This window comes from Bradyrhizobium sp. 153 (assembly GCF_023073835.1).
Lineage (GTDB): Bacteria > Pseudomonadota > Alphaproteobacteria > Rhizobiales > Xanthobacteraceae > Bradyrhizobium.
The window spans coordinates 252,017-276,390 of the sequence record NZ_JADPKH010000083.1 but is presented as its reverse complement, the minus strand read 5'-3'; the positions used below and the strand labels follow the sequence as shown (position 1 = coordinate 276,390).

The 24,374-nt window shown below is 64.6% G+C and carries 26 protein-coding genes; 12 read left to right on the top strand and 14 right to left on the bottom strand.

Features of this window, described 5'->3' with window-relative positions:
• Window positions 1-65 precede the first annotated feature (65 nt).
• Both groL and IVA91_RS21960 read right to left on the bottom strand, forming a co-directional pair.
• On the bottom strand, window positions 66-1,697 hold the full coding sequence (gene groL / locus IVA91_RS21965; RefSeq protein WP_247277609.1) for a chaperonin GroEL: 1,632 nt from the start codon (window positions 1,695-1,697) through the stop codon (window positions 66-68).
• Window positions 1,698-1,854: 157 nt separating this feature from the next.
• Window positions 1,855-2,151: a co-chaperone GroES gene (locus IVA91_RS21960; protein WP_247277608.1), complete on the bottom strand. Its 297-nt coding sequence runs from the start codon at window positions 2,149-2,151 to the stop codon at window positions 1,855-1,857.
• Window positions 2,152-2,466: 315 nt separating this feature from the next.
• On the opposite strand from IVA91_RS21960, the gene IVA91_RS21955 reads away from it, so the two are divergent.
• Window positions 2,467-2,988, top strand: a complete 522-nt coding sequence (locus IVA91_RS21955) for a hypothetical protein (RefSeq protein ID WP_247277607.1) — start codon at window positions 2,467-2,469, stop codon at window positions 2,986-2,988.
• Window positions 2,989-3,233: 245 nt separating this feature from the next.
• On the opposite strand, the gene IVA91_RS21950 is transcribed toward IVA91_RS21955, so the two are convergent.
• The gene (locus IVA91_RS21950; protein WP_247277606.1) at window positions 3,234-4,013 is read right to left on the bottom strand and encodes a protein phosphatase CheZ; all 780 of its coding nucleotides are present in this window, start codon (window positions 4,011-4,013) and stop codon (window positions 3,234-3,236) included.
• A gap of 312 nt (window positions 4,014-4,325) precedes the next feature.
• On the opposite strand from IVA91_RS21950, the gene IVA91_RS21945 reads away from it, so the two are divergent.
• On the top strand, window positions 4,326-5,138 hold the full coding sequence (locus tag IVA91_RS21945; protein WP_247277605.1) for a L,D-transpeptidase: 813 nt from the start codon (window positions 4,326-4,328) through the stop codon (window positions 5,136-5,138).
• 652 nt (window positions 5,139-5,790) lie between these two features.
• Here the strand turns inward: IVA91_RS21945 and IVA91_RS21940 are convergent.
• The 6 genes from IVA91_RS21940 to IVA91_RS21915 all read right to left on the bottom strand — a co-directional run bounded on the left by IVA91_RS21940 (window position 5,791) and on the right by IVA91_RS21915 (window position 11,721).
• Window positions 5,791-6,603, bottom strand: coding sequence for a DUF2076 domain-containing protein (locus IVA91_RS21940; protein ID WP_247277604.1), 813 nt, complete (start codon window positions 6,601-6,603; stop codon window positions 5,791-5,793).
• A 125-nt stretch (window positions 6,604-6,728) separates the two neighbouring features.
• Window positions 6,729-7,574, bottom strand: a complete 846-nt coding sequence (locus IVA91_RS21935) for a ChbG/HpnK family deacetylase (protein ID WP_247277603.1) — start codon at window positions 7,572-7,574, stop codon at window positions 6,729-6,731.
• On the bottom strand, window positions 7,571-8,617 hold the full coding sequence (locus IVA91_RS21930) for a glycosyltransferase family 2 protein (protein WP_247277602.1): 1,047 nt from the start codon (window positions 8,615-8,617) through the stop codon (window positions 7,571-7,573). The genes IVA91_RS21935 and IVA91_RS21930 overlap by 4 nt, the downstream gene beginning before the upstream one ends.
• An 84-nt stretch (window positions 8,618-8,701) precedes the next feature.
• Entirely contained in the window at window positions 8,702-9,679 is a 978-nt protein-coding gene (gene hisG / locus IVA91_RS21925) for an ATP phosphoribosyltransferase (protein ID WP_247277601.1), read from the bottom strand.
• A 3-nt stretch (window positions 9,680-9,682) separates the two neighbouring features.
• Window positions 9,683-10,834, bottom strand: a complete 1,152-nt coding sequence (locus IVA91_RS21920) for an ATP phosphoribosyltransferase regulatory subunit (RefSeq protein WP_247459118.1) — start codon at window positions 10,832-10,834, stop codon at window positions 9,683-9,685.
• A gap of 134 nt (window positions 10,835-10,968) precedes the next feature.
• On the bottom strand, window positions 10,969-11,721 hold the full coding sequence (locus IVA91_RS21915) for a 16S rRNA (uracil(1498)-N(3))-methyltransferase (protein ID WP_247277599.1): 753 nt from the start codon (window positions 11,719-11,721) through the stop codon (window positions 10,969-10,971).
• Window positions 11,722-11,930: 209 nt separating this feature from the next.
• On the opposite strand from IVA91_RS21915, the gene IVA91_RS21910 reads away from it, so the two are divergent.
• Window positions 11,931-12,596 carry a hypothetical protein gene (locus tag IVA91_RS21910; protein ID WP_247277598.1) on the top strand — a complete coding sequence of 222 codons (666 nt, stop codon included), beginning with the start codon at window positions 11,931-11,933 and terminating at the stop codon, window positions 12,594-12,596.
• Complete coding sequence (gene ubiA / locus IVA91_RS21905; protein WP_247277597.1) at window positions 12,593-13,525, top strand: 4-hydroxybenzoate octaprenyltransferase; 933 nt, start codon at window positions 12,593-12,595, stop codon at window positions 13,523-13,525. The genes IVA91_RS21910 and ubiA overlap by 4 nt, the downstream gene beginning before the upstream one ends.
• A 7-nt stretch (window positions 13,526-13,532) precedes the next feature.
• Here the strand turns inward: ubiA and IVA91_RS21900 are convergent, their stop codons facing one another.
• Window positions 13,533-14,051 carry a DUF6101 family protein gene (locus IVA91_RS21900; protein WP_247277596.1) on the bottom strand — a complete coding sequence of 173 codons (519 nt, stop codon included), beginning with the start codon at window positions 14,049-14,051 and terminating at the stop codon, window positions 13,533-13,535.
• 305 nt (window positions 14,052-14,356) lie between these two features.
• Here IVA91_RS21900 and IVA91_RS21895 point away from each other — a divergent pair, with 305 nt between their 5' ends.
• From IVA91_RS21895 to IVA91_RS21865, 7 genes are all read left to right on the top strand, one after another.
• Window positions 14,357-15,724 (top strand): TldD/PmbA family protein, encoded by a 1,368-nt coding sequence (locus IVA91_RS21895; protein WP_247277756.1) that lies wholly within the window; start codon window positions 14,357-14,359, stop codon window positions 15,722-15,724.
• Entirely contained in the window at window positions 15,711-16,529 is an 819-nt protein-coding gene (locus IVA91_RS21890; RefSeq protein WP_247277595.1) for a 3'(2'),5'-bisphosphate nucleotidase CysQ, read from the top strand. Before IVA91_RS21895 ends, IVA91_RS21890 begins: the two co-directional genes overlap by 14 nt.
• 59 nt (window positions 16,530-16,588) lie before the next feature.
• Window positions 16,589-16,831: a DUF4170 domain-containing protein gene (locus IVA91_RS21885; protein WP_027575891.1), complete on the top strand. Its 243-nt coding sequence runs from the start codon at window positions 16,589-16,591 to the stop codon at window positions 16,829-16,831.
• Window positions 16,828-17,541, top strand: coding sequence for a lysophospholipid acyltransferase family protein (locus IVA91_RS21880; protein ID WP_247277594.1), 714 nt, complete (start codon window positions 16,828-16,830; stop codon window positions 17,539-17,541). The genes IVA91_RS21885 and IVA91_RS21880 overlap by 4 nt, the downstream gene beginning before the upstream one ends.
• Window positions 17,534-18,838, top strand: coding sequence for a 3-deoxy-D-manno-octulosonic acid transferase (locus tag IVA91_RS21875; protein ID WP_247277593.1), 1,305 nt, complete (start codon window positions 17,534-17,536; stop codon window positions 18,836-18,838). Before IVA91_RS21880 ends, IVA91_RS21875 begins: the two co-directional genes overlap by 8 nt.
• Window positions 18,831-19,847 carry a tetraacyldisaccharide 4'-kinase gene (gene lpxK / locus IVA91_RS21870; protein ID WP_247277592.1) on the top strand — a complete coding sequence of 339 codons (1,017 nt, stop codon included), beginning with the start codon at window positions 18,831-18,833 and terminating at the stop codon, window positions 19,845-19,847. Before IVA91_RS21875 ends, lpxK begins: the two co-directional genes overlap by 8 nt.
• A 277-nt stretch (window positions 19,848-20,124) precedes the next feature.
• A complete protein-coding gene (locus tag IVA91_RS21865; protein WP_247277591.1) occupies window positions 20,125-20,460 on the top strand; it encodes a GYD domain-containing protein in 336 nt (111 codons plus the stop codon).
• A gap of 968 nt (window positions 20,461-21,428) precedes the next feature.
• Here the strand turns inward: IVA91_RS21865 and IVA91_RS21860 are convergent.
• The 3 genes from IVA91_RS21860 to IVA91_RS21850 are packed head-to-tail and all read right to left on the bottom strand — an operon-like array spanning window position 21,429 to window position 23,640.
• Window positions 21,429-21,806 carry a TadE/TadG family type IV pilus assembly protein gene (locus tag IVA91_RS21860; protein WP_247277590.1) on the bottom strand — a complete coding sequence of 126 codons (378 nt, stop codon included), beginning with the start codon at window positions 21,804-21,806 and terminating at the stop codon, window positions 21,429-21,431.
• Window positions 21,803-22,306: a TadE/TadG family type IV pilus assembly protein gene (locus tag IVA91_RS21855; RefSeq protein WP_247277589.1), complete on the bottom strand. Its 504-nt coding sequence runs from the start codon at window positions 22,304-22,306 to the stop codon at window positions 21,803-21,805. Before IVA91_RS21855 ends, IVA91_RS21860 begins: the two co-directional genes overlap by 4 nt.
• A gap of 11 nt (window positions 22,307-22,317) precedes the next feature.
• A complete protein-coding gene (locus tag IVA91_RS21850) occupies window positions 22,318-23,640 on the bottom strand; it encodes a pilus assembly protein TadG-related protein (protein ID WP_256464546.1) in 1,323 nt (440 codons plus the stop codon).
• Window positions 23,641-23,796: 156 nt separating this feature from the next.
• Between IVA91_RS21850 and IVA91_RS21845 the strand changes: the two genes are divergently transcribed.
• Window positions 23,797-24,120 (top strand): hypothetical protein, encoded by a 324-nt coding sequence (locus tag IVA91_RS21845; RefSeq protein WP_247277755.1) that lies wholly within the window; start codon window positions 23,797-23,799, stop codon window positions 24,118-24,120.
• A gap of 16 nt (window positions 24,121-24,136) precedes the next feature.
• Here IVA91_RS21845 and IVA91_RS21840 read toward each other — a convergent pair whose 3' ends face one another.
• Complete coding sequence (locus IVA91_RS21840; RefSeq protein ID WP_247277587.1) at window positions 24,137-24,364, bottom strand: DUF2093 domain-containing protein; 228 nt, start codon at window positions 24,362-24,364, stop codon at window positions 24,137-24,139.
• Window positions 24,365-24,374 lie beyond the last annotated feature (10 nt).

The window sequence follows — 24,374 nt, the reverse complement described above, 5'->3', positions numbered from 1 at the left end:
AGGGTCGGCAAAAAAGAAGGCCGCCCGGAGGCGGCCTTCGGAACACGCTAACGGACGATCGGGCGTTAGAAGCCGCCCATGCCGCCGCCGGCTGGCATGGCGGGCGGCGCTTCCTTCTTCGGCGTCTCGGCGACCATGGCCTCGGTGGTCACGAGCAGGCCGGCCACGGAGGAGGCGTCCTGGAGCGCGGTGCGGACCACCTTGGCGGGATCGATGATGCCCTTCTCAACCATGTCGACATAGGCCTCGGTCTGGGCGTCGAAGCCGAAGGTCTCGGACTTGTTCTCCAGGATCCTGCCGACGACGGTCGAGCCTTCCACGCCCGCGTTCTCGGAGATCTGGCGGATCGGGGCTTCGAGCGCCTTCAGCACAATGTTGATGCCGGCCTGGACGTCCGCATTGGCGTTGGAGAGGCGGCCGACCGCCTTCTTGGCGCGCAGCAGCGCAACGCCACCGCCGGGCACGATGCCTTCCTGCACCGCGGCGCGGGTCGCGTTGAGCGCGTCCTCGACGCGGTCCTTCTTCTCCTTGACCTCGATCTCGGTCGCGCCGCCGACGCGGATCACCGCGACGCCGCCGGCGAGCTTGGCGAGGCGCTCCTGGAGCTTCTCACGGTCGTAGTCCGAGGTGGTCTCCTCGATCTGCGCCTTGATCTGGCCGACGCGGGCCTCGATGTCGGGCTTCTTGCCGGCGCCGTTGACGATCGTGGTGTTCTCTTTGTCGATCACCACCTTCTTAGCGCGACCGAGCATCTTCACCGTGACGTTCTCGAGCTTGATGCCGAGCTCCTCGGAGATCAGCTGGCCGCCGGTGAGGATCGCGATGTCCTCGAGCATGGCCTTGCGGCGGTCACCGAAGCCCGGCGCCTTGACGGCTGCGACCTTGAGGCCGCCGCGCAGGCGGTTCACGACCAGGGTGGCCAATGCCTCGCCCTCGACGTCCTCGGCGACGATGACGAGCGGCTTGCCGGACTGCACCACGGCTTCGAGCACCGGCAGCATGGCCTGCAGGCCCGAGAGCTTCTTCTCGTGCAGGAGGATGTAGGCGTCCTCGAGCTCGGCGGTCATCTTCTCGGCATTGGTGACGAAGTAGGGGCTGAGATAGCCGCGGTCGAACTTCATGCCCTCGACGATGTCGACTTCGGTGTCGAGCGACTTGTTCTCCTCGACGGTGATGACGCCCTCGTTGCCGACCTTCTGCATCGCCTGGGCGATCATCTTGCCGATGGCGGCGTCGCCGTTGGCCGAGATGGTGCCGACCTGGGCAACCTCGGAGGAGGCGGCGACCGGCTTGGCGCGCTTCTCGATGTCCTTGACTACCGCGGCAACCGCGATGTCGATGCCGCGCTTGAGGTCCATCGGGTTCATGCCGGCGGCAACTGCCTTGGCGCCTTCGCGCACGATGGCCTGGGCCAGCACCGTTGCGGTGGTGGTGCCGTCACCGGCGAGGTCGTTGGTCTTGGAGGCGACCTCACGCACCATCTGGGCGCCCATGTTCTCGAACTTGTCCTCGAGCTCGATCTCTTTGGCGACGGTGACGCCATCCTTGGTGATGCGGGGTGCGCCAAAACTCTTCTCGATGACGACGTTGCGGCCCTTCGGGCCGAGCGTCACCTTGACGGCGTTAGCGAGAATGTCGACGCCGCGCAGCATGCGATCGCGCGCGTCTCCGGAAAATTTGACGTCTTTGGCAGCCATATCTGCAATCCCTCGTGTTTGGTGTTGTGTTGCCGCGCTTCCCTTCGTCTTTGCCAGGCTCGATCCGGCAATCCATCTTCGTGCGAAGAATGAGGATGCCCGGGTCAGGCCCGGGCATGACAGTAGGGATATTCAGCGGCCGTTCAGGCGGATGGTCTTAGGCCAGCACGCCCATGATGTCCGACTCCTTCATGATCAGGAGCTCTTCGTTGTCGATCTTGACCTCGGTGCCGGACCACTTGCCGAACAGCACACGGTCGCCGACCCTGAGGTCGATCGGGATCAGCTTGCCGGTCTCGTCGCGGCCGCCGGGTCCGACGGCGACGATTTCGCCCTGGGAGGGCTTTTCCTTGGCAGTGTCGGGAATGATGATGCCGCCCTTGGTCTTTTCCTCGGCGTCGATACGTTTGACCACGACACGGTCATGCAGCGGACGAAATTTGGATTTAGCCATGACGTTTCCCTTTGGAGGCTCGCTTCGGAAGTAGTGGAAGTAGGTTGGGGCGGCGCTTCCGCCCACCCTCTTGCCGAGGATCGACGGCGCGCTTAGCAATCGGGCTCTCCGAGTGCTAATAGTGCGCCCGGAAATATGGCTTGGCCGCGATCCTGTCAAGCAAAGGTGGTTAAGCGATTGGTGAGGCGGATATAGGATGGTGGCATTGGAAACTCGTTCGGGGCGCCGGCGTATCAAACGACGGCATTGCTCCGGCAGCGGTTTTGCGCTTGGCTGCTGCAGGGGTGCGGCCATGGTCTTGTTCGGGGGAATGCCATGATCAGTTCAGCTTGCGCGCGCACGGTTGCCAATCTGGCCGCCGCGTCCTGTCTGGCGCTATTGCTGGGCGCCTGCGGCGGCGGCATGAGCCTGCCGTCCTTCTCGTCGTCTTCGCCGCCGCCCGAGGCTGAGCCCGGCACCGGTCCGGAAATGCCTGCGACGATCCGCGCCGACGAGATCGTCGGCCGCTGGGGCCTCGCCTCGTTCCAGAATCCGGCCGACCGGGCGCGCACCGAGGCGGCCGCCCGGGCCCAGTGCAAGAATCCTTATGTGATCACCGCCGGCTCTTCCGGCGGCGTGATCATGCATCTGGCCGACCAAGCGACTCCGCAGGAGCTGCGGCTGAAGGGCTCCCCGAGCGGCAAGAATTACATCGGGCCGGCCGGCCCGACGCCGGGCGACCAGGACCGCGAGATCATCTCCTTCGACGGCCGCGTGCTGATCACCCGTTTCATCGACAAGGACGCTGCCACCCGCTACGGCAACATGGTCTACGTCCGCTGCGCGCCGAGGGCGTGATTGACTTTTCCCCTCTCCCCTTGTGGGCGAGGGTGGCTCGCCGCGACGGCGGCGAGACGGGTGAGGGGTCTCTCTCCCCGAAATCCAACTTCATTTGAGTTCGCGGATACAGACCCCTTATCCGGCGCTTCGCGCCACCTTCTCCCACAAGGGGAGAAGGGAAGAAGGGCGCGCGATCGACGTCTCCAAAAACAAGAACGCCGGCCCCCAAGGCCGGCGTCTCGTTCTCATATCCTCGCGTCCGCTCAGTCGAACAGCGCGTCGATGTCGTCCTGCGAGGCGTGGCCGACGTCGCCGGCGAGCTTCGGGCCGTTGAGGAGCTTCTCGTCCTCGCTGCGGTTGTCGACATGCGCGGGCACATGGGCCTTGATCGCGTCGACGCCGCCCCAGATCTCCATCATCGCATTGATGTGCTGCTCGATGAACTTCATCGTGGTCATGACCTTGCTGATGCGCTGGCCGGTCAGGTCCTGGAAGTTGCAGGCTTCGAAGATCGAGATGACGCGTTCCTGGATGTCGTCGGCGAGCCGCTTCTGCTGATCGGCCGATTGCACCTTGGACATCGCGCTGGCCGCCTGGTCGATCGACTCGGCGGCTTCGAGGATTTGCTGGGTCGCCTGCTCGGTGCCGCCGACGACCGCGCCAAGCTCGCCATTGACCTTGGCCATTTCGCCGCCGTCGAAGCTCTTGCCGTGCAGCGTCGCGATCTCGCGCTTGGTGCGGTCGATGGCGTCGTGGATGAGGTCGAGCTCGACCTTCAGCTTCTCGCACTGTTCGATCTGGGCCCGGTAGGTCTCGAGCATGGTGCGGGCCTCGGAGAGCTCGTGGGTGGTGGAGGCATCGATCGCCGCCATGGCGGCGCTGCCGGACAGCGGAATAGTGCCCTTCGCCATCTGTGCGCGGATCGCTCGCAACTCGGCCATGATCTCGCTGTGCATCGGGATTGCCTCTTCGGTTTCGTCAAGAATCGGCATCTCGCCACCGACGATGTCTTCGACACGGAAACGTTTGCGGTGAACAGCCATCAGGTACTCCCCCACCTCACTCACGCGTCTTTGTAGGCAGAAGCGATTTAACACGAAGTTCACAGCAGGAACCGATGCGCGGCGTCGCGCGCCGCCGCGCAAGGACGCGATTAACCATGGCCTTGCTGCATTCACCGAAAATAAACGCTGATCGCCAAATTGCCCCGCGCTTGACGATGTGGTGAATCCAAAGGCTGCTTCCGTTTACCAAACAAAACGGCTTTTGCTTTTTATTGACCACGCCGAGGGACGCGGATCAGCCACCAGCTCTCCACGGCATGCGATCTAGACGAAACAGTACAGAGTACGTCGATGTTCAAGAAAATGTCCGTCGCGCTGCTCGGCAGCGCTTGCACCGTCATTGCGGGCGCAAACAGCGCCAGCGCCTTCGACAACAGGGTGCCGAACGATCCGCCCGCGGTGCTCTATGCCCCGCAAGTGCCGCCGGCGCCAGTGCGCGTCGCCTCAAATTCGAACATGGGCGGCGGCTTCATCGAGTTTCTATTCGGTGACGGTCCCGGTCGTGGTCCGGCCTACGCGCCCGAGCGGCCGGTGTATCAGCAGCAGCCGGCCTATTACGACCAGCGCCGTCTGCCGCCGATGGGCGAGCCGCAGATGCAAGGCGCGCTTCTGCAAGGTGCGGTCCAGCAGGACGCGGTCGATCCGCGGCAGCGTCCGTTCGATCCGAAATTCGAGAAGCAACTCGTCGATTATAGCGGCAAGGAAAGTCCCGGCACGATCTTGGTCGATACGCCGAACAAGTTCCTCTATCTGGTCGAGGGCAATGGCAGGGCAATGCGCTACGGTATCGGTGTGGGTCGTCCCGGCTTCACCTGGTCGGGCGTGAAGTCGATCACGGCCAAGCGCGAATGGCCAGACTGGACGCCGCCGGCGGAAATGCTCGCGCGCCGCCCCGATCTGCCCCGGCATATGGAAGGCGGCCCGGAAAATCCGCTCGGCGCCCGCGCGATGTATCTGGGCTCTACGCTCTATCGCATTCACGGCTCCAACGAGCCCTGGACCATCGGCACCAACGTCTCCTCCGGCTGCATCCGCATGCGCAACGAGGACGTCATCGACCTCTATAGCCGCGTCAATGTCGGCACCAAGGTCGTGGTGATGTGAACGTCATGCGCTCGATGTGAGCCGACCTCTGCGTGTCGCGCCAGCTCGCGATGCGCGGCATCGAAGGCGTTGCGTGCCGTCGGCGTACGCCTTCAGCTAGGGTCTATGCTCGCTGGCGGTGACGCGTCGACCCGAAACGATGGGCAAGCGAGCGGCGGCGACGAGTTGACGAATGGGAATGCGGTGCGCGAGCGGAGCGGTTCAACCGTCGCGCCGACCGCTCCGCCTTCCTGACACGCTCGTGCAGTCCCTCCAACTCATACAATTCGGTGATGAGATGCGTTGTCACGTCGGTCAAGGTTGCAATGCGCTGCTGAAGTGGACTCATTTCTAAAAACCCCAACTATAACCAGAGAGGCAGCCACGTCGGTGTGTGTGGCATGAGCAACGTGTTCTTCAAGTTGAACACCCATGTCCAAATTTGGAAATCCGGGAGTCTACGGCCGCGCGTGTCAGAGGGCGATTTCGTGTTTCATGGTGAACTCGGCGCGTCCGGCCACGTTTAGCTCCGTGCAATGCAGCAAGCGTGCGGATTAGTCATATTGTATCGATCGGATTCTCTGTGCGACGTGGCAGCGAGGGCGCTTGAGTTATCCGGTAAAAGAAAACGGCCGCCTAAAGGCGACCGCTGCGCATCTATCGGGCGAATTGCTCACGCGTAATCGCTGCCGCCGTCGTCGCCACCGCCGAAGTCGCTGTCGTCGGCCACATCCATGTTGTCGTCGCGATCGTCGTCATAGGTCTGATCGTTGTTGTTGTCCCGGTCGTTCGACGCCTGGTCGAAGAAGCCCTGGCGGGAGTCGTGATTCGAGCCGATGTCGTTGAGGCCCGCGTCGCGCGCCAGCGAACCGCCTGACTGATCGCTGCCGCCCCAGGGGCTGCGGTCGCCCAAGGCGTTGGTGTCGCCAAAAGCCTGCTGATGCGGTCCGCCCATCATGCCGCGGATGCTGGAGAGCAGCAGCGAGCCGCCGACGACGCCGGCTGCCGCCGCCGCCGCCGTGCCGAGGAACGAGCCGCCGCCACCGCCGATAGGGGGCGCGCCATAGCCCTGACCCGGACCTTGGCCGTAGGCCTGTCCGTAAGGCGGCTGACCATAACCCGGCTGGCCTTGCTGCATCGCCTGGCCGCTGTTCCAGACCGGCCGCGAATCGCGCGGCGGCACGTTCGGCACAGAACTGCGCGACGAGCCACCGCCGAATAGCGTGTCACGCATGGTATCTAGGAAGCCGCCGGACTGCGCCTGCTCGGGCGCCTGCCCCGCTTCCAGCTCCTGGATGCGGCCGTGGGCGCGCTTCAGCGCTTCGTCCTGCAGCAGCACGGTCTGGACCAGCGCGTAGATCGCACCGGGTGCCTTGCGCAAGCCGTCGGAGATCGCGGCGATCGCGTCGGGATCGCGCGGTGCATTTTCGAGTTTGGTAAGCCGGTCGAAAAGCTCGTCGACGAGCTGGCGTTCCTGCGGCGTCATGATCTGTCTCCTTCGCGCAAAACCAAGCGCGAGGCAGATGTAGGGTTCCATTGTGGCCCCAACAGTGCCGGCCGGATTAAATTTCGGTATGCGACAAGCTGCCTCGCACGGCCGTTTCGGCGATTTCACCCCAGCGTGACCCCACTGTCCGCCAGCAGACGTGGGAATGCGTCGCCGGCGAGATAAGCGTGCTCGCGTTCGCGCACATCCGTCATCGGGTCGAGGCCAACAAGGACGTCATCGACGAATCCGGGATGGCACATCACGAGACCACCGTCGGGGAGGCCTTCCAGGAACTGCCGCATCAATGCGCCGAAATCGGCCGCCCGCGTGAAGTCGTAAGCGCCGGCGAAGCCTGGATTGAAGCTGAGGCCGGCGCTGCCGGCGCGGCGGCGGAATTGGGCGCTGAGGATATCGAGCACCATGGCCTTTGGTGACGCCAGCCGCCGCGCCAGCGGCAGGTTGCGGCCGCCCTGGCGTACCCACGCGTTCGGTGCGGTCTCGCTAACGGCATCGACAAAGCCGTCGCGCACCTGCGGATAGAGCTGGACGTGCTGGTGGCCATCGACGAAGTCGGGCGCACGTCCGAATGCTTCCATGAAAGCTGCGAGCTGCGCCTTCACCTCGTTGCGAAAGAATTCGCGGTCGAGCCGTCGCATCAGTGCGGCGCGCAGCAGCTTCGGAAAGGCCAAGAACATGTCGCCGTCGAGTGGACGGAAATGCATGGTGAGCGGCCGGAACGGTGCCGACAGCGTCACGTGGAGGCCGATCGCGCAGTGCGGGCTCGATTTGGCTGCCGCGTCCAGCGCTTCGATCTCGCTGCGCGCGATCGCAGGTCCCACCATCATCACCGACGTGGCGTTGAGGCGGCCGCGTTCGATCAGGTCGCGGATGGCGCGATTGACGCCCGCGCTGATACCGTAATCGTCGGCGCAGAGCCAGATTCGCCGCAGACTCGCGGCCGCGCTCATTCGGCCGCCGTCCGCTTCGAAGCGTCGTCGGCGTTGTCGGTCTCGAAGCGCTTTTCGCTGTGCTCGGCGACGAAGTAGATCGGGCGCGCCTTTAGCTCGGAGAGGATCTTGCCGATATATTCGCCGACGATGCCGATCATGATGAGCTGCACGCCGCCGATGGTCATCAGGCCGACCACGAGCGAGGGATAGCCGGGCACCTGCTTGCCAGTCGTGAACACCTCCCAGAGGATCGAGAGGCCGAACAGGAAGGCGATCCCGGCGAGCACCACGCCGAGCAGGCTGGCGAAGCGCAAGGGAGCGACCGAGAACGAGGTCAGGCCCTCGATCGACAGGCCGAGCAGGCGTGCGGCGTTGAAAGTGGTGGCGCCATGGGCGCGCGGCGCCGGTTCGTAGTCGACGCGGATCTGGCGAAAGCCGATCCAGCTGGCCAGTCCCTTGAAGAAGCGGTTGCGCTCCGGCAGCTGTCTCAGCGCTGCAACCGCCCGCGGCGAGAGCAGGCGGAAATCGCCGGCGTCCTCGGGAATCTTCTGCCGCGCGCCCCAATTGATCAGGGCGTAGAAGCCGTGCACGGCGAGCCGGCGCAGGAAGCTTTCGTTGTCGCGATGCGCCTTGGCGGTATAGACGACGTCGTAGCCGTCATCGATCCAGTGCCGCACCAGCTGCTCGACCAGGGCCGGCGGATGCTGGCCGTCGCCGTCCATGAACATGACGGCGCCGAGCCGGGCATGGTCGAGGCCGGCCATCAGCGCCGCCTCCTTGCCGAAATTGCGCGACAGCGAGACCACCTGGACGCCGATTGCGTCAGCCGGCAGGCTGCGGGCGATCGACAGCGTCGCATCCGCGCTGCCGTCGTCGACATAGACGACCTCGCAGGCCAGGCGATAGCGCTGCCGCAAGGTCTTCGCGAGTTCGCAGATCCGCTGGTGCAGGGCGGCGAGGCCCGCCGCCTCATTGTAGACGGGGACGACAATCGAGAGTCCCTTCGCGGCGGCGCTGGCCGCGGTGGTCGTCATGCCGGAAACGTCAGAGCCCAGCGTCATCGATCAAGGTTCCAAGGCGTTAGGTCTTATCAACAGCATATGTTAGCTGCGGTTTGCTGTCGCTACGCTGAACGAAACAGAGGCTCACCGCCCCAGAAAGGCCTCGAGCTTGGCGAACAGCGGGTTCTCCCGGTCGAACACGTAGTCGAGCGAAACCACCGAGACGGTCTCGGCGCCATGCTCGCGCAGGAAGCTCGCCAGCGCATAGAGTTGGTCCGGGGGGCAGTGCAGCGTCAGCATGCCTGACGAGGTCGGTCCGCCAAACGGGGCCGCGACGCCGAACCGGCTGTGGGCCTCGCCGAGCAGGGCGGCGTCGCATTGCCGAAAGCGGGTGCGGACCTCGCGGTACTTGTTGGCGCGGGCTCGCGCCGCAATGTGATCGAGGATGACGCGCGCAGTCTCGCGTGCCTGCAACGACCAGTCGGCCTCTTTGGAGGCGACCAGATTGGCCTGGCTGCGCAGGATCACGCCGTCGTCGAGCACCCGCAAGCCATTGGCGGCGAGCGTCGCACCGGTCGTAGTGATGTCGACGATCAGCTCGGCGCTGCCCGCCGCGGGCGCGCCTTCGGTGGCGCCGGCGCTTTCGACGATGCGGTAGTCGGTGATGCCGTGGCTCTGGAAGAAGGCGCGGGTCAGATTGACGAACTTGGTCGCGACCCGCATCCGCATGTGATGTTGCTCGCGGAAGCCGGTGGTCACGTCGTCGAGGTCGGCCATGGTGCGGACGTCGATCCAGGCCTGCGGCACCGCGACGACGACGTCGGCATAGCCGAAGCCGAGCCCCTCGATCAGTGACACGCGCTTGTCGGCGTCCGCGATGTTCTCGCGCACCAGGTCTTCCCCGGTGACGCCGAGATGCGCAAAACCGCGGGAGAGTTGCGAGGCGATCTCGCTCGCCGAGAGATAGGCGACCTCGACATTGTCGAGACCCGCGATGGCGCCGCGATAGTCGCGGGCACCGCCGGCCTTCGACAGCTTGAGCCCGGCGCGGGCGAAGAAGGCTTCCGTGTTTTCCTGAAGGCGGCCCTTGGAAGGAACGGCCAGAACGAATGGCGCGCTCATGACTTAAGCCCCCACCTTGCGGCCGATCTTGGTCAGCGCGTCCACCCAGACCGAGAAGCCGACCGCGGGAATTGGCTGCACGGAGCCGAGCTGGGTCATCAGCCCGTCATAGCGGCCACCGGCGACCAGCGGCTCGGCGCCATTACCTCTGTGATGCAATTCGAACTCGAAGCCGGTGTAATAGTCGAGCCCGCGGCCGAACGCGGTCGAGAAACGCGTCAGCTTCACGTCGATGCCGCGCGCCGCCATGAAGCCGACCCGGCTCTCGAACTGGTCGATCGCAGCCGTGAGATCGAGCTTGGCATCGGCGGTCAGTGCACGCAGCTTTGCGACGGCATCGTCGGGATTGCCTGCGATCGACAGGAAGCGTTTGAGCACGGTGATCGCCTCGCACGGCAACGCGCCACCCTTGAGGGTCGATTGCTCGAGGAAGCGGTCGGCAATCTCGGCTGTGGTACGGCCGCCGACATTGGTGGTGCCGGCGATCGACATCAAATCGGTGACGAAGGCGAGCGCCGCCTTGCGGTCCGAGCCGGCCAGCGCAGCGAGCACGCCCTCATATTCGCTGCGGGTCGCGGTGGCCGCGGCCGCCAGCCGCTCCAGATCCTGCTCCAGGCTGATCTTGCGGTTGAAATCCTTGACCAGGCGGCGGCGCCAGACCGGATAGAGATCGAGCGCGTCGAGCAGGGCATTGAACAGCGCGACGTCACCGGTGCGGATCTCGACGTCGCCGACACCGAAGGCGGCAGTTGCCTCCAGGGCCAGCGCCAGCATCTCGGCATCCGCCGCGGCGCGGTCCTGGCGGCCGAAGGACTCGATGCCGGCCTGGAGAAACTCGCTGGCCTGGCCGCCGCGGTATCGGAACACCGGGCCGAGATAGCTGAACCCGGCCGCTTGGCCGGCACGGCCAGAGGCGAGGTAATCGCGCGCCACCGGAATGGTCAGGTCCGGGCGCAGACAGAGCTCCTCGCCCGAGAGGTCCGTGGTCAGGTACAGGCTCTTGCGGATGTCTTCGCCCGAGAGGTCCAGGAACGGCTCGGCCGGTTGCAGGATGGCGGGCTCGGCCCTGACATAGCCCGCCTGCGCGAACGACAACAGCAGCGTATCCGCCCAGGCGGCGGAGCCGGCAGCATTTGAGGTGGCGGTCGCGGTCATAATAGAGGTCCATCGTCCCGGTGGAACCGGGCAGGCAAGGGAAGGGACGGGAATTGGCGCAGCCCTTAGCATGGCCCGAATGCGGTTTCGACCTCCAAAGGATCAATCGCTTAACGGGTGGGCAATTCCCCGGATTAGGTGGACTTGCCCCAATCGCCCAGCACCGCCTGCACCAGCGCCAGGGCCGCCACCGCGGCGGTGTCGGCCCGCATGATCCGCGGGCCGAGCGCCAGCTGCAGGATTTTCGGCTGCCGCAGCAGCAGCGCCCGTTCCTCCTCGGCAAAGCCCCCTTCTGGGCCGATCAGCACGTCGATACCTTTGCCGGCCTCGCGTGCGTTCTGCAGGCTCTGAACGGGGTTTGCAACCGCGGCCGCCTCATCGCAGAAGATGAGCAGGCGGTCTGCGGCGCGCTGGCTGAGGTACCGCTCCAGCGGCACCGGCTCGGCCACCGAGGCGATGCTGAGGATACCGCATTGCTCGGCGGCCTCGACGACGTTGGCGCGCATTCGCTCGGTGTTGACCCGGGAGGCCTGGGTGAACCGGGTTAGGACCGGCTGGAGCCTGGCGGCGCCCATCTCGATGGCCTTCTGGACCATGTAATCCAGCCGGGCATGCTTGAGCGGGGCGAACACGTAGGCCACGTCAGGCAGCCCGTCCTGAAGCCGGGTCTGCTGAAGGATCACAAGGCCATCCGGCCGTTTGCGGCCTTCGATGGCAGCCTGCCACTCGCCGTCCCGGCCGTTGAACGCCAAAACCTCGGCCCCGGCGGGCAGCCGGAGCACGTTGCCCAGATAATTGCTCTGGTCGCGGTCGAGCTGCACCCTGGCGTCTTGGGCGAGGGGGGCGTCGACGAACAGGCGAGGGGCGCGAAAATCGTGGGAAGGCATGGTTCAAAGGTCCAATTTGCCGCCGTTCTTAACCGAAACCAGTATTTTTGGGGGTAAATATCGACGAATTGGTGCGTCTCCGCGCCGCGCTCTTGCCCTATTCAACGGGTTGTTAAGCCCCGGCGGGAATCGTAAAAACGCGAACACGCTGGTTGCGCTTCGATTGGAAGACGCCGAACCCGTAAGCTCCTGCCGGAGAGACTGCCTTCATGATCCGTCGCCTGATGGTCCCGATCACTGCCGCCGCCATGGTCGCCATGGGTGCTGCGGGCGCTAATGCGCAAAGCGCGTTCCCGGCACCGCTGCCAAACCAGGCCGCCACCAGCTCCGCCTTTCCGCCCGTGAACGGCTCGGCACCCGTTGCCTCCGTCGGCACGGCGCCGCAATCATCCTTTCCCGTCAACGGCGCCGCGCCGATCGGCGGTGCCGGCGCTTTCAGCGCAGCTCCGCCGACGCAAGGCGGTCCCGGCGAGGACTGCATGAAGGCCTTCATTCCGCTCCGCGAGGAAGCCGAGAAGCGCGGCAAGCTGATCAAGGCCGCGAGCGACCGTCATGCGCCGCCGGACGAGGCGTGCAAGCTGATCGGCAACTTCAGCCAGGCTGAGCTGAAAATGATCAAGTACATCGAGTCCCACGCCGCCAAATGCGGAATCCCGCCGCAGATCGGCGAGCAGATGAAGACCGGCCACAAGAACACCGAGGCCATGCAGAAGAAGGTCTGCATGGTCGCGCAGCAGATGCAGCAGCAGCAGGCGCGCCCGGCCGGCCCGTCGCTGAGCGAGGTGCTGGGTTCGGGCTCGGCGCCGGAAGCCAATGCCGGCAAGAAGGGCGGCAGCACCTTCGATACGCTCAACGGCAACGTCCTGACCCGATGAGCGATACATCCGCCCGCGTTGCCGACTCTACAGGCAACTGGGTCGATACGCTCGCGCCGCAATGGGCGCGGCCTTATTTGCGCTTGTCCCGCTTCGACCGTCCGATCGGCTCCTGGCTGCTGTTGATGCCGTGCTGGTGGTCGGCGGCGCTCGCCGCCGGCATGGCGCACGAGATCCGCGGCCTGCCGCTCACCATCGTGCTGTTCTTCATCGGCGCCTTCGTGATGCGCGGAGCCGGCTGCACCTGGAACGACATCACCGACCGCGACCTCGATGACAAGGTCGAGCGCACCCGCTCGCGGCCGCTGCCGTCAGGGCAGGTGACCACGAAGCAGGCGCTGCTCTTCATGGTCGCACAGGCGCTGATCGGTCTCGTGGTGCTGTTGCAGTTCAACCGCTTCGCGGTGCTGACCGGCATCGCCTCGCTCTTGATCGTCGCGATCTACCCCTTCATGAAGCGCATCACCTGGTGGCCGCAGATCGTGCTCGGGCTGGCCTTCTCCTGGGGCGCCCTGATGGGATTTGCCGTCACCTTCGGACGCATCGACGTCACCGCGCTCGTGCTCTATGCCGGCGCGATTTCATGGGTGATCGGCTATGACACGATCTACGCGCATCAGGACGCCGAGGACGACGCGCTGATCGGCATCAAATCCACCGCGCGCCTGTTCGGCGCGCATACGCACCAGGCGCTGATCCTGTTCTATGGCTTTGCGGTGATGCTGATCGGCGTCGCGCTGGCTTCAGGCGATGCGGGCTGGCTGGCCTGGCTCGGCCTTGCGGCCTTCGCCGTGCATCTGGCGTGGCAGATCGTGCGGCTGAGGATCGATGATCCCGAACTGTGCCTGCGCCTGTTCAAGTCGAACCGCGATGCGGGGCTGTTGCTATTTGCAGGATTACTCGCCGACGCGGCAATGCGGGCGGCGTAGTTGCCACTCAATCCCTTGCAATGATCTCGCGTTCGCCCTGATGCACGGTGAGTTCGCGCGCGATGCCGGTGCGCCGGCGCATCAAGAATTTCGGGCGGCGGGCGCGGATCGCGTTGGCGCGACGGCGGCGCGGCGCGGGTTTGCGTGCGCCTTCGTCGAGCTGCGGAAGCGCGAAGATCTCGCTCCAGATCGCCCAGGCTTGCGCGATCTCGTCGGCCTCGGCGCCGACCAGCAGCGGAATGGAGAGCGAGGGATCGCGATGCACGAGGACGAGGGTCTGCACCTCGTCATTGCCGCGCAGCGCGACGCCGGTGAAGTCGCTGACACGGACGTTGATGGCCATCTGCATGCCGCGAACGGCACGGCGCAGCACGACACGCTCGCGATGAAGCTCGATCTGCCTGACATGTCCGTCGGCGCGCGGATCGTGCGCATCGAAGCGGACCGGAAGGGAAAGAGGGTCGAGCCGCAAGGAGCGGCTCGACCCGGCGGGAGCGACCCCGCATGTTGCTGTTTGACGCCTCACGGCTTTAGTTCTCCCCGCCGGGATTATGTTCCCGGTCGATGCGAGGACCTTAGCGCGCGCCTTTCCGAAACCGCTTAAAAAGGCTGGTTAACCCACCGTCACTGCTGCTCATGATTGACAAGACCTTGGCGCGCATGATTGACGAGACGTTGCGCGAGAGCTGCGAATCTGAGCTTTTGGCGGGCTGAAAATGCTTGAAGTCCGCGCTATCAGGGCACATCTGTGGGTTCCGGTCCCGAACCCGCCCCAACAGGATTTCGTTCGTGAACTCTTCACCATCCGCAAGCTCGACGCTTTCGACCCAAATGTCGTCGCAGGCCCATCGCGACCTGTTCGATCAGTCCGCGCTCTCCGATCTCGCGCAGCGGCTGGTCGAGGCCGCCAAGCGCGCCGGCGCTGATGCAGCCGATGCCGTCGCAGTACGCGGCGTCTCGCAGGGCGTCGAGGTGCGCGACGGCCGCGTCGAGGAATCCGAGCGGTCCGAGGGCGACGATGTCGGCCTGCGCGTGCTGGTCGGCCAGCGCCAGGCGGTGGTCTCGACCAACGACGTCAGCGGCGATGCCGTGACCAAGCTCGCCGAACGCGCGGTGGCGATGGCGCGTGTTGCGCCCGACGACAAATATGTCGGCCTAGCCGATCCCGCGCTGCTCGCGCGCGACTTCCCCGATCTCGACCTGCTCGATCCCGACCTGCCTACGACCTCAGAGCTCGAGCGCCGCGCGCTTGCGGCCGAAGCTGCGGCGCTCGGCGTGAAGGGGGTGACCAAATCCGGCGGCGCCTCGGCTTCCGCCGGCATCGGCGGCATGGTGCTCGTCACCTCTACCGGCTTCCACGGCTCTTACCTACGCTCCAGCCAGGGCATTTCCGCCACCGCCATATCGGGCGAAGGCACCAGCATGGAGCGCGACTACGACTTCACCTCGGCGCCACACGGCGCCGATTTGTTGTCGCCGGAAACCGTCGGCCGGTCCGCCGGCGAGCGCACGGTGGCGCGCTACAATCCGCGCAAGGTCGAGACCTGCAAGGTGCCCGTCGTGTTCGATCCGCGCGTTGCGGGCTCCCTGGTCGGCCATCTCGTCGGCGCCATCAACGGCGCCTCGATCGCGCGCAAGACCAGTTTCTTGAAGGACAAGCTCGGCCAGCAGCTGTTCGCGAAGAACATTCGCATCGTCGACGATCCCTTGCGCAAGCGCGGCCTGCGCTCGCAGACGTTTGACGCCGAAGGCGTCGCGGTGAGGAAGATCGCGCTGGTCGACGAGGGCGTGCTGACGACCTGGCTGCTCGACTGCGCCACCGCGCGCGAGCTCGGCCTCACCACCACCGGCCACGCCCATCGCGGCGTCTCCTCCTCGCCGTCGCCCGGGCCGTACAACCTGCATCTCGAGGCCGGCACGCCGACGCCGGCCGAGCTGATCGCGGACATCAAGCAGGGCTTCTACGTCACCGACCTGATCGGCTCCGGCGTCAACGGCGTCACCGGCGATTACAGCCGCGGCGCCTCCGGCTTCTGGATCGAGAACGGCGAGATCACCTATCCCGTCAGCGAGGTGACGATCGCCGGACATCTATTCGAGATCTTCAAGTCAATGCAGCCGGCGAACAATCTCGAATTCCGCTACGGCATCAATGCGCCGACGGTGCGCATCGAGGGTTTGACGCTTGGCGGACGCTGACGCGCAATCCCCAGACGCGACCATCCTGACACGCGATGCGGCGCTGCTGAAGGACGCGGTGCGGGACGCGGGCGCGCTGGCGCAGTCGATGTTCCGCACCGAGCTGAAGAAGTGGATCAAGGGGGCATCCTCGCCGGTGTCGGAAGCCGACATCGCGGTCAACAATCTGCTCGAAACGCGCTTGCGCGCTGCGACGCCTGACTATGGCTGGCTGTCCGAGGAAAGTGCCGACGATGCGGCACGGCTGTCGCGGCGACTGACCTGGATCGTCGATCCCATCGACGGCACGCGCAATTATCTGGGCGGTCATGACGATTGGTGCGTGAGCGTCGCGCTGGTCGAGGATACCTCACCGGTGCTTGCCGCGGTGTTCGCACCGGCGCGCGATGAATTCTTCTTCGCGGTCCGCGGCCAGGGCACGACGCTGAACGGGGCGCCGGTGCGGGCGACGTCCGGGTCCGAGTTCGACTTCGCGCGCGTCGCCGGCCCGAAGCCGCTGGTCGAGCGGCTCAATGCCACGGGCGGTGAGATCAAGCTGCATCCGCGAATCGGCTCGCTCGCGCTGCGTCTGTGCCGGGTCGCCGATGGCGCGCTGGATGCGGCCTTTGCGGGCGGCAACAGCCATGATTGGGACCTTGCGGCGGCCGATTTGATCGTGCAGGAAGCGGGTGGTAAGATGAGTGACCTCTCCGGAGAACCCATCCTCTATAACCGCCGGGAAGTGGCGCACGGGGTGCTGGTGGCAGCGGGACGCGATCGTCATGCGGGCATTGTCGCGCATTTTCGAAACCGCCCCTTGCCCTAAGCGCTTCGTCGTGCTTGTCGAACACTGCTTTGCCGGGCAGCCCGTTAGGAAGAGAACCCATGCCAGATAGTGCCCCGCAACAACTGCTTCATCTCGTCATCGGTGGCGAGCTCGTCGATCTCGAGCACAACACCTTCAAGAACCTCGACGACGTCGACATCGTCGGCCTCTATCCGAACTACGCCACCGCGCACGCGGCCTGGCGAGCCAAGGCGCAGAGCACGGTCGACAACGCGCAGATGCGCTATTTCATCGTCCATCTCCACCGCCTGCTCGACCCCAATCAAGAACCGGCGCGTTGAAAAAACTGCTTCGCAATACGCTGCGAAGCAGCTTTATTCAGCGTGCCGTCGGGGTCCTGGCGGCTGAATATCTGCGTCTGGTCTGGCGGACCAACAAGTTCAGGTTCGATCCGCCTGACGTCTATGACCGCGTCGAGCCGCAGATCCCGGCGATCTTCGCCTTCTGGCACGGCCAGCATTTCCTCACCCCCTTCATCAAGAACAAGGATTGGTACCGCGCCAAGGTGCTGATCTCCCGTCATCGCGACGGCGAGTTCAATGCGATCGCCGCCGAGCGGCTCGGGATCGGCACCATCCGTGGTTCCGGCGATCACGGCGGCGCCTTCCACCGCAAGGGCGGGGTCGGCGCCTTCAAGGAAATGGTGCGGACGCTCCAGGACGGTTGTAATGTCGCGCTGACCGCCGATGTCCCCAAACGCTCGCGCGTGGCCGGGCTCGGCATCATCATGCTGGCACGGGAATCGGGGCGGCCGATCATGCCTTTCGCAATGGCGACCAGCCGCTTCATCCGGCTCAAGAACTGGGACCGCACCACCATCAATTTGCCATTCGGGCGAGGCGCATTGGTCGGCATCAAGGAAATCCACGTTCCACCGGATGCCGACGCCGCAACCATGGAAGCGCTTCGGCTGGAGCTGGAGGAGACGTTGAACGAGGCGACCCGCCGCGCCTATGCGCAACTCGGGCGCCCGGGACCGGAAGATGCCTGACCCGCTGCCGATGACGCTGCGAATGTATCAGCGCCTGGCCTCCGGCCTGGTGCCGCTCGCGCCCGCGCTGATCAAGCGGCGGTTGAAACAGGGCAAGGAGGATCCCGCGCGCGTCAGCGAGCGGCGGGGCTTGTCGCGGGACGTGCGGCCACATGGCCCGCTGGTGTGGATCCACGGCGCCAGCGTCGGCGAGGTTCTGGCTGCGGCAGCGCTGATCGAGCGGCTGCGCGATCTCAATCTGCGCATCCTGCTCACCTCCGGCACCGTCACCTCGGCGGCCGTGGTGGCGAAGCGCTTCCCGCCCGACGTCATCCATCAATACGTGCCGTATGATTCCCCGCGCTACGTCGCGCGCTTCCTCGATCATTGGAAGCCGTCGCTGGCGCTGTTCATCGAATCCGACCTGTGGCCCAACCTGATCCTCGCCGGCGCGGCGCGCCGCGTGCCGATGGTGCTGATCAACGGGCGGATGTCGCCGCGCTCGTTCCCGCGCTGGCGGCGCATGCACGGCACCATCTCGGCGCTGCTTTCCCGGTTCGACATTTGTCTGGCACAATCGAAGACGGATGCCGAGCGCTTTGCCGCGCTCGGCGGCCGCGACGTCCTCACCACCGGCAATCTCAAGCTCGACGTCCCGGCGCCGCCGGCCGATCCCGCCAGGCTTGAGCGGCTGATGGCGATGACGCGCGGGCGGCCGATCATCGTCGCGGCCTCGACCCATCCGGGCGAAGACGAGATGCTGATCGCGGCGCATCGAAGCCTCGCCGGCTTCTTCCCGCAGCTTCTGACCGTGATCGTGCCGCGCCATCCGGACCGCGGCTCCTCGATCGCGGGTCTGATCACCGCCTCGGGCCTCAAGCCGGCATTGCGCTCGCGCGAGGAGCTGCCGGCGGCGACGACCGACCTCTATGTCGCCGACACCATGGGCGAGCTCGGCCTGTTCTATCGCCTTTCGCCGATCGTCTTCATGGGCGGATCGCTGATCCATCATGGCGGCCAGAACCCGATCGAGGCGATCAAGCTCGGTGCCGCCATCATCCATGGTCCGCACGTCTTCAATTTCGCCGATGTCTACGAGACGCTCGACGGGCGCGGCGGGGCGCGCCAGGTCGACACGCAGGAAGCGCTGGTCAAGCAGCTCGGCCAATTGCTGGCCGATCCCACCGCGCGCGACAAGATGCAGCGCGCCGGCGCGGGCGTGGTCGAGCAGCTCGGCGGCGCGCTCGATCGCACCATGGCGGCACTCGAGCCCTACCTGTTGCAACTGCGGATCGAGATGGGAGCCGCCAATGCGTGAGCCGGCCTTCTGGTACCGGCCACGCTCCCCGCAGTCGCATGTCCTCAGTCCTCTGGGTGCGCTCTACGGCGCGATCACTGCGCGTCGCATGGCGCGCCAGGGCTTTGACGCCGGCATTCCCGTGATCTGCGTCGGCAACTACCATGTCGGCGGTGCCGGCAAGACGCCGACCGTGCTGGCGTTGACCAAGCTACTGCGCGAGCTCAGTGAGATCCCGGTGGTGCTCAGCCGCGGCTATGGCGGACGCCTGAAAGGTCCGATTATGGTCGACCGGGCGCGTCACACCGCTTCCGACGTCGGCGACGAGCCGCTGATGCTGGCGCGCGAGGTCCCCGTCGCGGTCGCGCGTGATCGCCTCGAGGGCGTCGCGCTGGCGAAGTCGCAAGGCGCCACCGTGATCCTGATGGACGACGGCTTCCAGAACCCGCGTCTGCACAAGGACGCCTCGCTGATCGTGATCGACAGCGAGCGCGGCCTCGGCAACGGCAAGGTGTTTCCCGCCGGTCCCCTGCGCGCGCCACTGCAGGCGCAGCTCGCGCGCACCGATGCGCTGGTCCTGATCGGCGACGGGCGTGCCGCGAACGATGTCGCGGCCGAGCTTGCCAAGCGCGACAAGCCGGAGCTGCGCGCACGGCTGAAGCCGAATGCGGCCTCGCTCGCGCAGCTCCTTGGCAAGCGGGTTTTCGCCTTCGCCGGCATCGGCGATCCCGAGCGCTTCTTCCGCGGCTTGCGCGCCAGCGGCATCGACGTCGCACGCACGCGCCGGTTTGCCGATCACCACATGTTCTCGGATGACGAGCTCGCCGCACTCGCGGTGCAGGCCCGGCGCGAGCAGCTCACGCTGGTGACCACGGAAAAGGATCTCGCGCGTCTGCGCGGCCGTGAGGGCGTGCCCGAGGGCATCGTGGCGTTCGCCGTGCAACTTGAGTTCGACGATCCGGCAAAGCTGCAGGAAGTGATCAGCGACCACCTGTACAGGGCGCGCGAGCGGCGGTTCAGCACACGTTGATCTCACACGTTAGGCCAGCGTCTCTGCCGTAGCGCCAAAAGCGAAGTGTCGCGGCTGACGAATTCTCTTCCGCACGTTTGGGACCTGATATAGCCTTTCATGAGAGCCGTCACCGGGACGTGCCGAACTCCCGGCAATCATCGGCGGCGTTTATGCCCACGGCGGGCCCTACCTTCATCATTTCAGATACGACGGCCGCAACGACCAGTTCGCGGCAAGGCAAGTTATTGCCAAGAGCACAGAGAGCAGATTCCAAGAGCACAGAGGAGAACATGCCATGCATTTTTGCCTCACCGGACAATACACATCACGCTCCCTCGAGGCCATTCTGGAAAATCCCACGACCGATCGCCAGGAGGCGGCTCGAAAACTCATCGAAGCGGCCGGCGGAAGGCTGATCTCGATGTACAGCGTTGCGGCCGACGGCCCCGGCGTTTTGGTGATTTTCGACGTGCCTGACCCGAGTGCCGCTCCGGCCATTTCCGGCCTGACCGTCGCGGCGGGCACCCTGCAGAACGTGAAACTGACTCGGCTGTTCACGCAGGACGAGATCAAGCAGGTCCGCCAGAACGCGGCAAGGCTGCGTTCTTCGTATGCCCCGCCTGGAAGCTGACATCCGGATCTGAAGCGAAGCCGCCGCGGCACCAAGCGGCGGCAACGTTCACGTCACAGCAACAATCAAGTTTGCAAGCCGAGGGCATCGTGCTGGGTTCGGCGCCATACGCCGACCAAACCTGCTTGCCAGCGGCCTTGGTAACGGCCTGCGACCGCCGTTCAGCATTCAGTCATGCTCACCACACCCCGACGGCCATTAACCCGACAATGGTCAGGCATGAGGCACAGGCTACCATGACAGTATAGCATTCGGGTGTATTCATTGCTTCCTCCCAATCTGTTGCCAAGTGCTTGGTCACTGCACGCGGGAGAGATCGCCGGTCCTCGGCCGCTTCAATTCGGCACGCCGCAACCGATTTTGCGCTGCGCGTCCGTCCTCTCATCCTCACCCTGAGCTGCAGGATGATTGTGCGCTTCGAGAGCTTCAGAGCGTTCGGCTGAGATCAGAAGCTGCTTCCGCATTTCAGCGAGGCGGGCGCGGCAATATTCACGATAGAGCAGGTCCAATATGGTGGGCATGATTCACCCCCATCGTTTGAATTTGATTTACAGATATTCCACCGCGCATTTTTCGAGGTGATCGTAGCCCGCCGGATGACTCTTCGATATGAGCCCGTTCACAGACTGCGCCAGTTCCAAAGCTCGATCGCCGTTTGGCTGACTTGATTGTCTGCGCGATAAAAGGAGCAGGGCTAATTACCTAACACGCAATATAGCAGCCCATTGTTTCACCAAGACTTCGTCAAACAACTTAAGAGCGCCGATTTGCGACAAAGAATCCAACTACAGCGTGAAATGACGAGCCACGGAGTGCAAGTAATCTTTGATGCAACGCGGATCGTACGGCGAAAATCATTTCGGCTGCGGGAATCGCGGTTCAGGTGCGCGCGCACATCGTCTCCATCCCAAGTCGCGCGAGAAGCTGCGCCCCTGTTGCAGGTGGCTGCGCTCTTGTCTCCCACGACCTCAACTCGGAAAGCATGCCCGGGCGGTCAGCGTCACCGGAGAGAGGTTGAGAATCTGCGGGAACGTGAATGCATAACTCGCGCTGACCTCGTTGCCGCATGCTGACGCAGAAAAGGTGAATGTCTCCGCAGGGAGCGTGAGGCCGAACGCCTGCTGCGCAGCGTAACTGGTGATGGCACTGCTGCTTGGGCAGAGCGTGCTGTTGACGGTTGCGCAACGCGCTGCCATTTCGCTCCCATGCTGGATTCCCAGCTGAGTCCAGAACAGCAGCCCGCATTCGATGATCCCAAATATGAACAGGAAGAACGCCGGAGCGGTCAGCGCAAATTCCAGCGCGGATGCGCCTCGATTGTCTTGCCATAGTGCCGCGAGTTTCACTGCAGCCTCGCAGTGGATTGCGCGCTGTAAGTGTATGTGGCCGCCACAATCTGGTAATCGATGATGGTATAGTACGTCGCCCGCGCCGAGACCGTCGTATACGTTCCAGCCTGCGCGCCGCCGGTGCAAACCGTCCCGCAGGTGACAGTGCTGACACCTGCACTCGTTGGGCATCCGCAAAATTGGACCGGCGGAGGTGAGGCGGTGATGTCCGTGGCGCTGGTGGCACTTCTTACGGCGTTCGAAATGCCGCTCGCGTTAAAGCCGCGCGCAATTGCGTATTGCGCTCCCGCTTGTGCGGCATTTTCGACCTGCATCTTGCGATACAGTGCAAGCCCGATGTCCGTTACGGAAACGACCATCAGGGACAGCACCGGGATCAAGATGCCGAATTCGGCGGCCGCAACGCCGCGTTTGTCGCTGACAGCAGCGCGCACGTGCCCTGTTAGAGAATCAAGCAACCGACGACGGCGCCTGGATGAGACGCTCTGAATTTGCATTGACCCAAACCTCATTCGATGAGCTGTGCGGTTTGCGAACCTATGGTCGCGGTGCCGAGCGCGGTGCAATTGACCTGGAGGTTCGACGTGCCGCTGAACGTCAGCGTGTCCGCGATGATCTTGGTGCAGGATGTGCTCGTGCCGTTGCCGCCGCTGAAGCTGAGATTGGCCTTTGGCAGATAGATGGCGCCGCCGAAATTCTGTGTGCTGCCACCGGTGAGATTGAAAGCAGTCCCGGCCGGCATATTGCGGTCGCCGTACATGACGATGCCTTTCGTGGGGCCGCTGGTTGGTGCCGTCAGGTTGATGGTCGCGTTGCTGCCGATCGAAGCGGTGCCCCAGTCGCTTCCCGAGCCTGTAAACACCAGGGTCACGCCGCTGCCCGCGATTGTGGCGTTTCCAGCGACGCTCAAGTTGGCCCCGTCCAGATAATAGATGCCTGGACTCAGATTCAGGACTGCGCCGGCATTGACCGTAATGCTGCCCATGTAGCAGCCGGGGTCGAGCGAGTTCGTTTTTCCGTTGGCGTTGACCGTAATCTTGGCGTTGGTGCAACTCGGCCTCGCGGGGGGAGAAACGTTGGCGTAGGGGTCGGCGACGGGCGATATGTGCGTCTTGATACCGTTGCTCGCCGTGATGCTGCTCGCGCCGGAGACGTCGCCAACCACTCCGACCTGATTTGCAGCGACGGAGGCGCTGCCGGCAACGTTGAGCGAGGGACTTGCACTCGAGTTGCTGTAAAGGTTGCACTTGATCAGGTTGAGCTGGTTGCCGCCGCTGACGTTGACGGCGGGACTTGCGCTCGAGTTGAGCGCAAGTACGCAGCCTGTCCCGGAATTTGGCAGGGCGACAGAGCGTGCGGTTATGAGCACAGGATCCGAGCCGAACAAGGCTGATAGCAGCCGCTGCTGCGGCTGACTCACGATGACTTCGATGGCCTGCGAATTCGAAGCATGATTGCCTGTCTTCGGTGGCTGGTTCACCGTGACCGTGACGTTGTTCGACCCGTTCGCGTAACCGTAGTTTGCCGTCACCGCCTTGGCTTCGGACAAGGGGTCGGTGCCCGCACTCGCCGCTGTCGCAGCGCTGACCGCGCCCGAGTCAGCCGCGCTCTGCATATTCTTGTGTTTGTAGTACCACCAGCCGACTTCCGTGCCGAGGCCCGCGGTGCCGACCAGGACCGGCATCAGCAGCGCCGAAATGAGCACATAGCTGCCCGACTGATCTCGGGCGAATCGTTGAAGCAGGCTAATCGTGCGTCCGCGCCGACGAGCATGATCCGCTGGGCACGATGATGCATCGAACGAACGGCTGCAAAGTCTCCGAGGGTCCATGCGCTTCTGCCCGCCTGCCACTTTTTCCCGCCACAATGTGGTGCAGACCGACTTAAATGAGGCCCAACGGGAGCGAGACAATTTTAGACATCAGCTGACATTCAGCCGACATTCATGGCCGTGCGCTATCAATATAGCTCCGATCAGGAGAATTCGATGAAATTGCGATCCGCGATCTTTGTCGCCAGCCTCGCATGTCTGCCGGTTTTGCCCGCGCTTGCTCAGACCTCCTCGCCGCCGCCTGCCGCCGCTCCGGCGAATCCGACAAGTGCGGTGCCGGTTCCCGCGACCAAGCGCGTCACGTGCCTCGCCACGGCGCAAAATCTGAAGGGACAGGACAAACGCGACCAGATGCAGCTCTGCATGGCGCAGGCGCGGGTCGACTGCCTCAAGCAGGCGGTTGATCAGAAGATCGTCGGCGAGGCCCGCAAGACTTTCATCAAGACGTGTGTGGGCGCGGATGGCCGGGAGCAGCAATAGACGCGCGGGCGGGGCCTTAGGCCTGCGGCTTCGGCACGCCGGGGAAATGCCGCTGGAGCACGGCGGCAGGCGTGGCGTAGGCTTCTTGCAGATCCACACTCCAGTACTTCAGTTCGTCGAGCGGGATGCGCGCGTCGGTGATGGCACAACGCACATAGGTGCCCGGCGAGATCACGCGGAAATCGCCGTCAAGATATTGCACCTGCGCTTCGCCATGGCCCGAGGGGCCGAACTTGTTCAGCACGGTCGAAAGT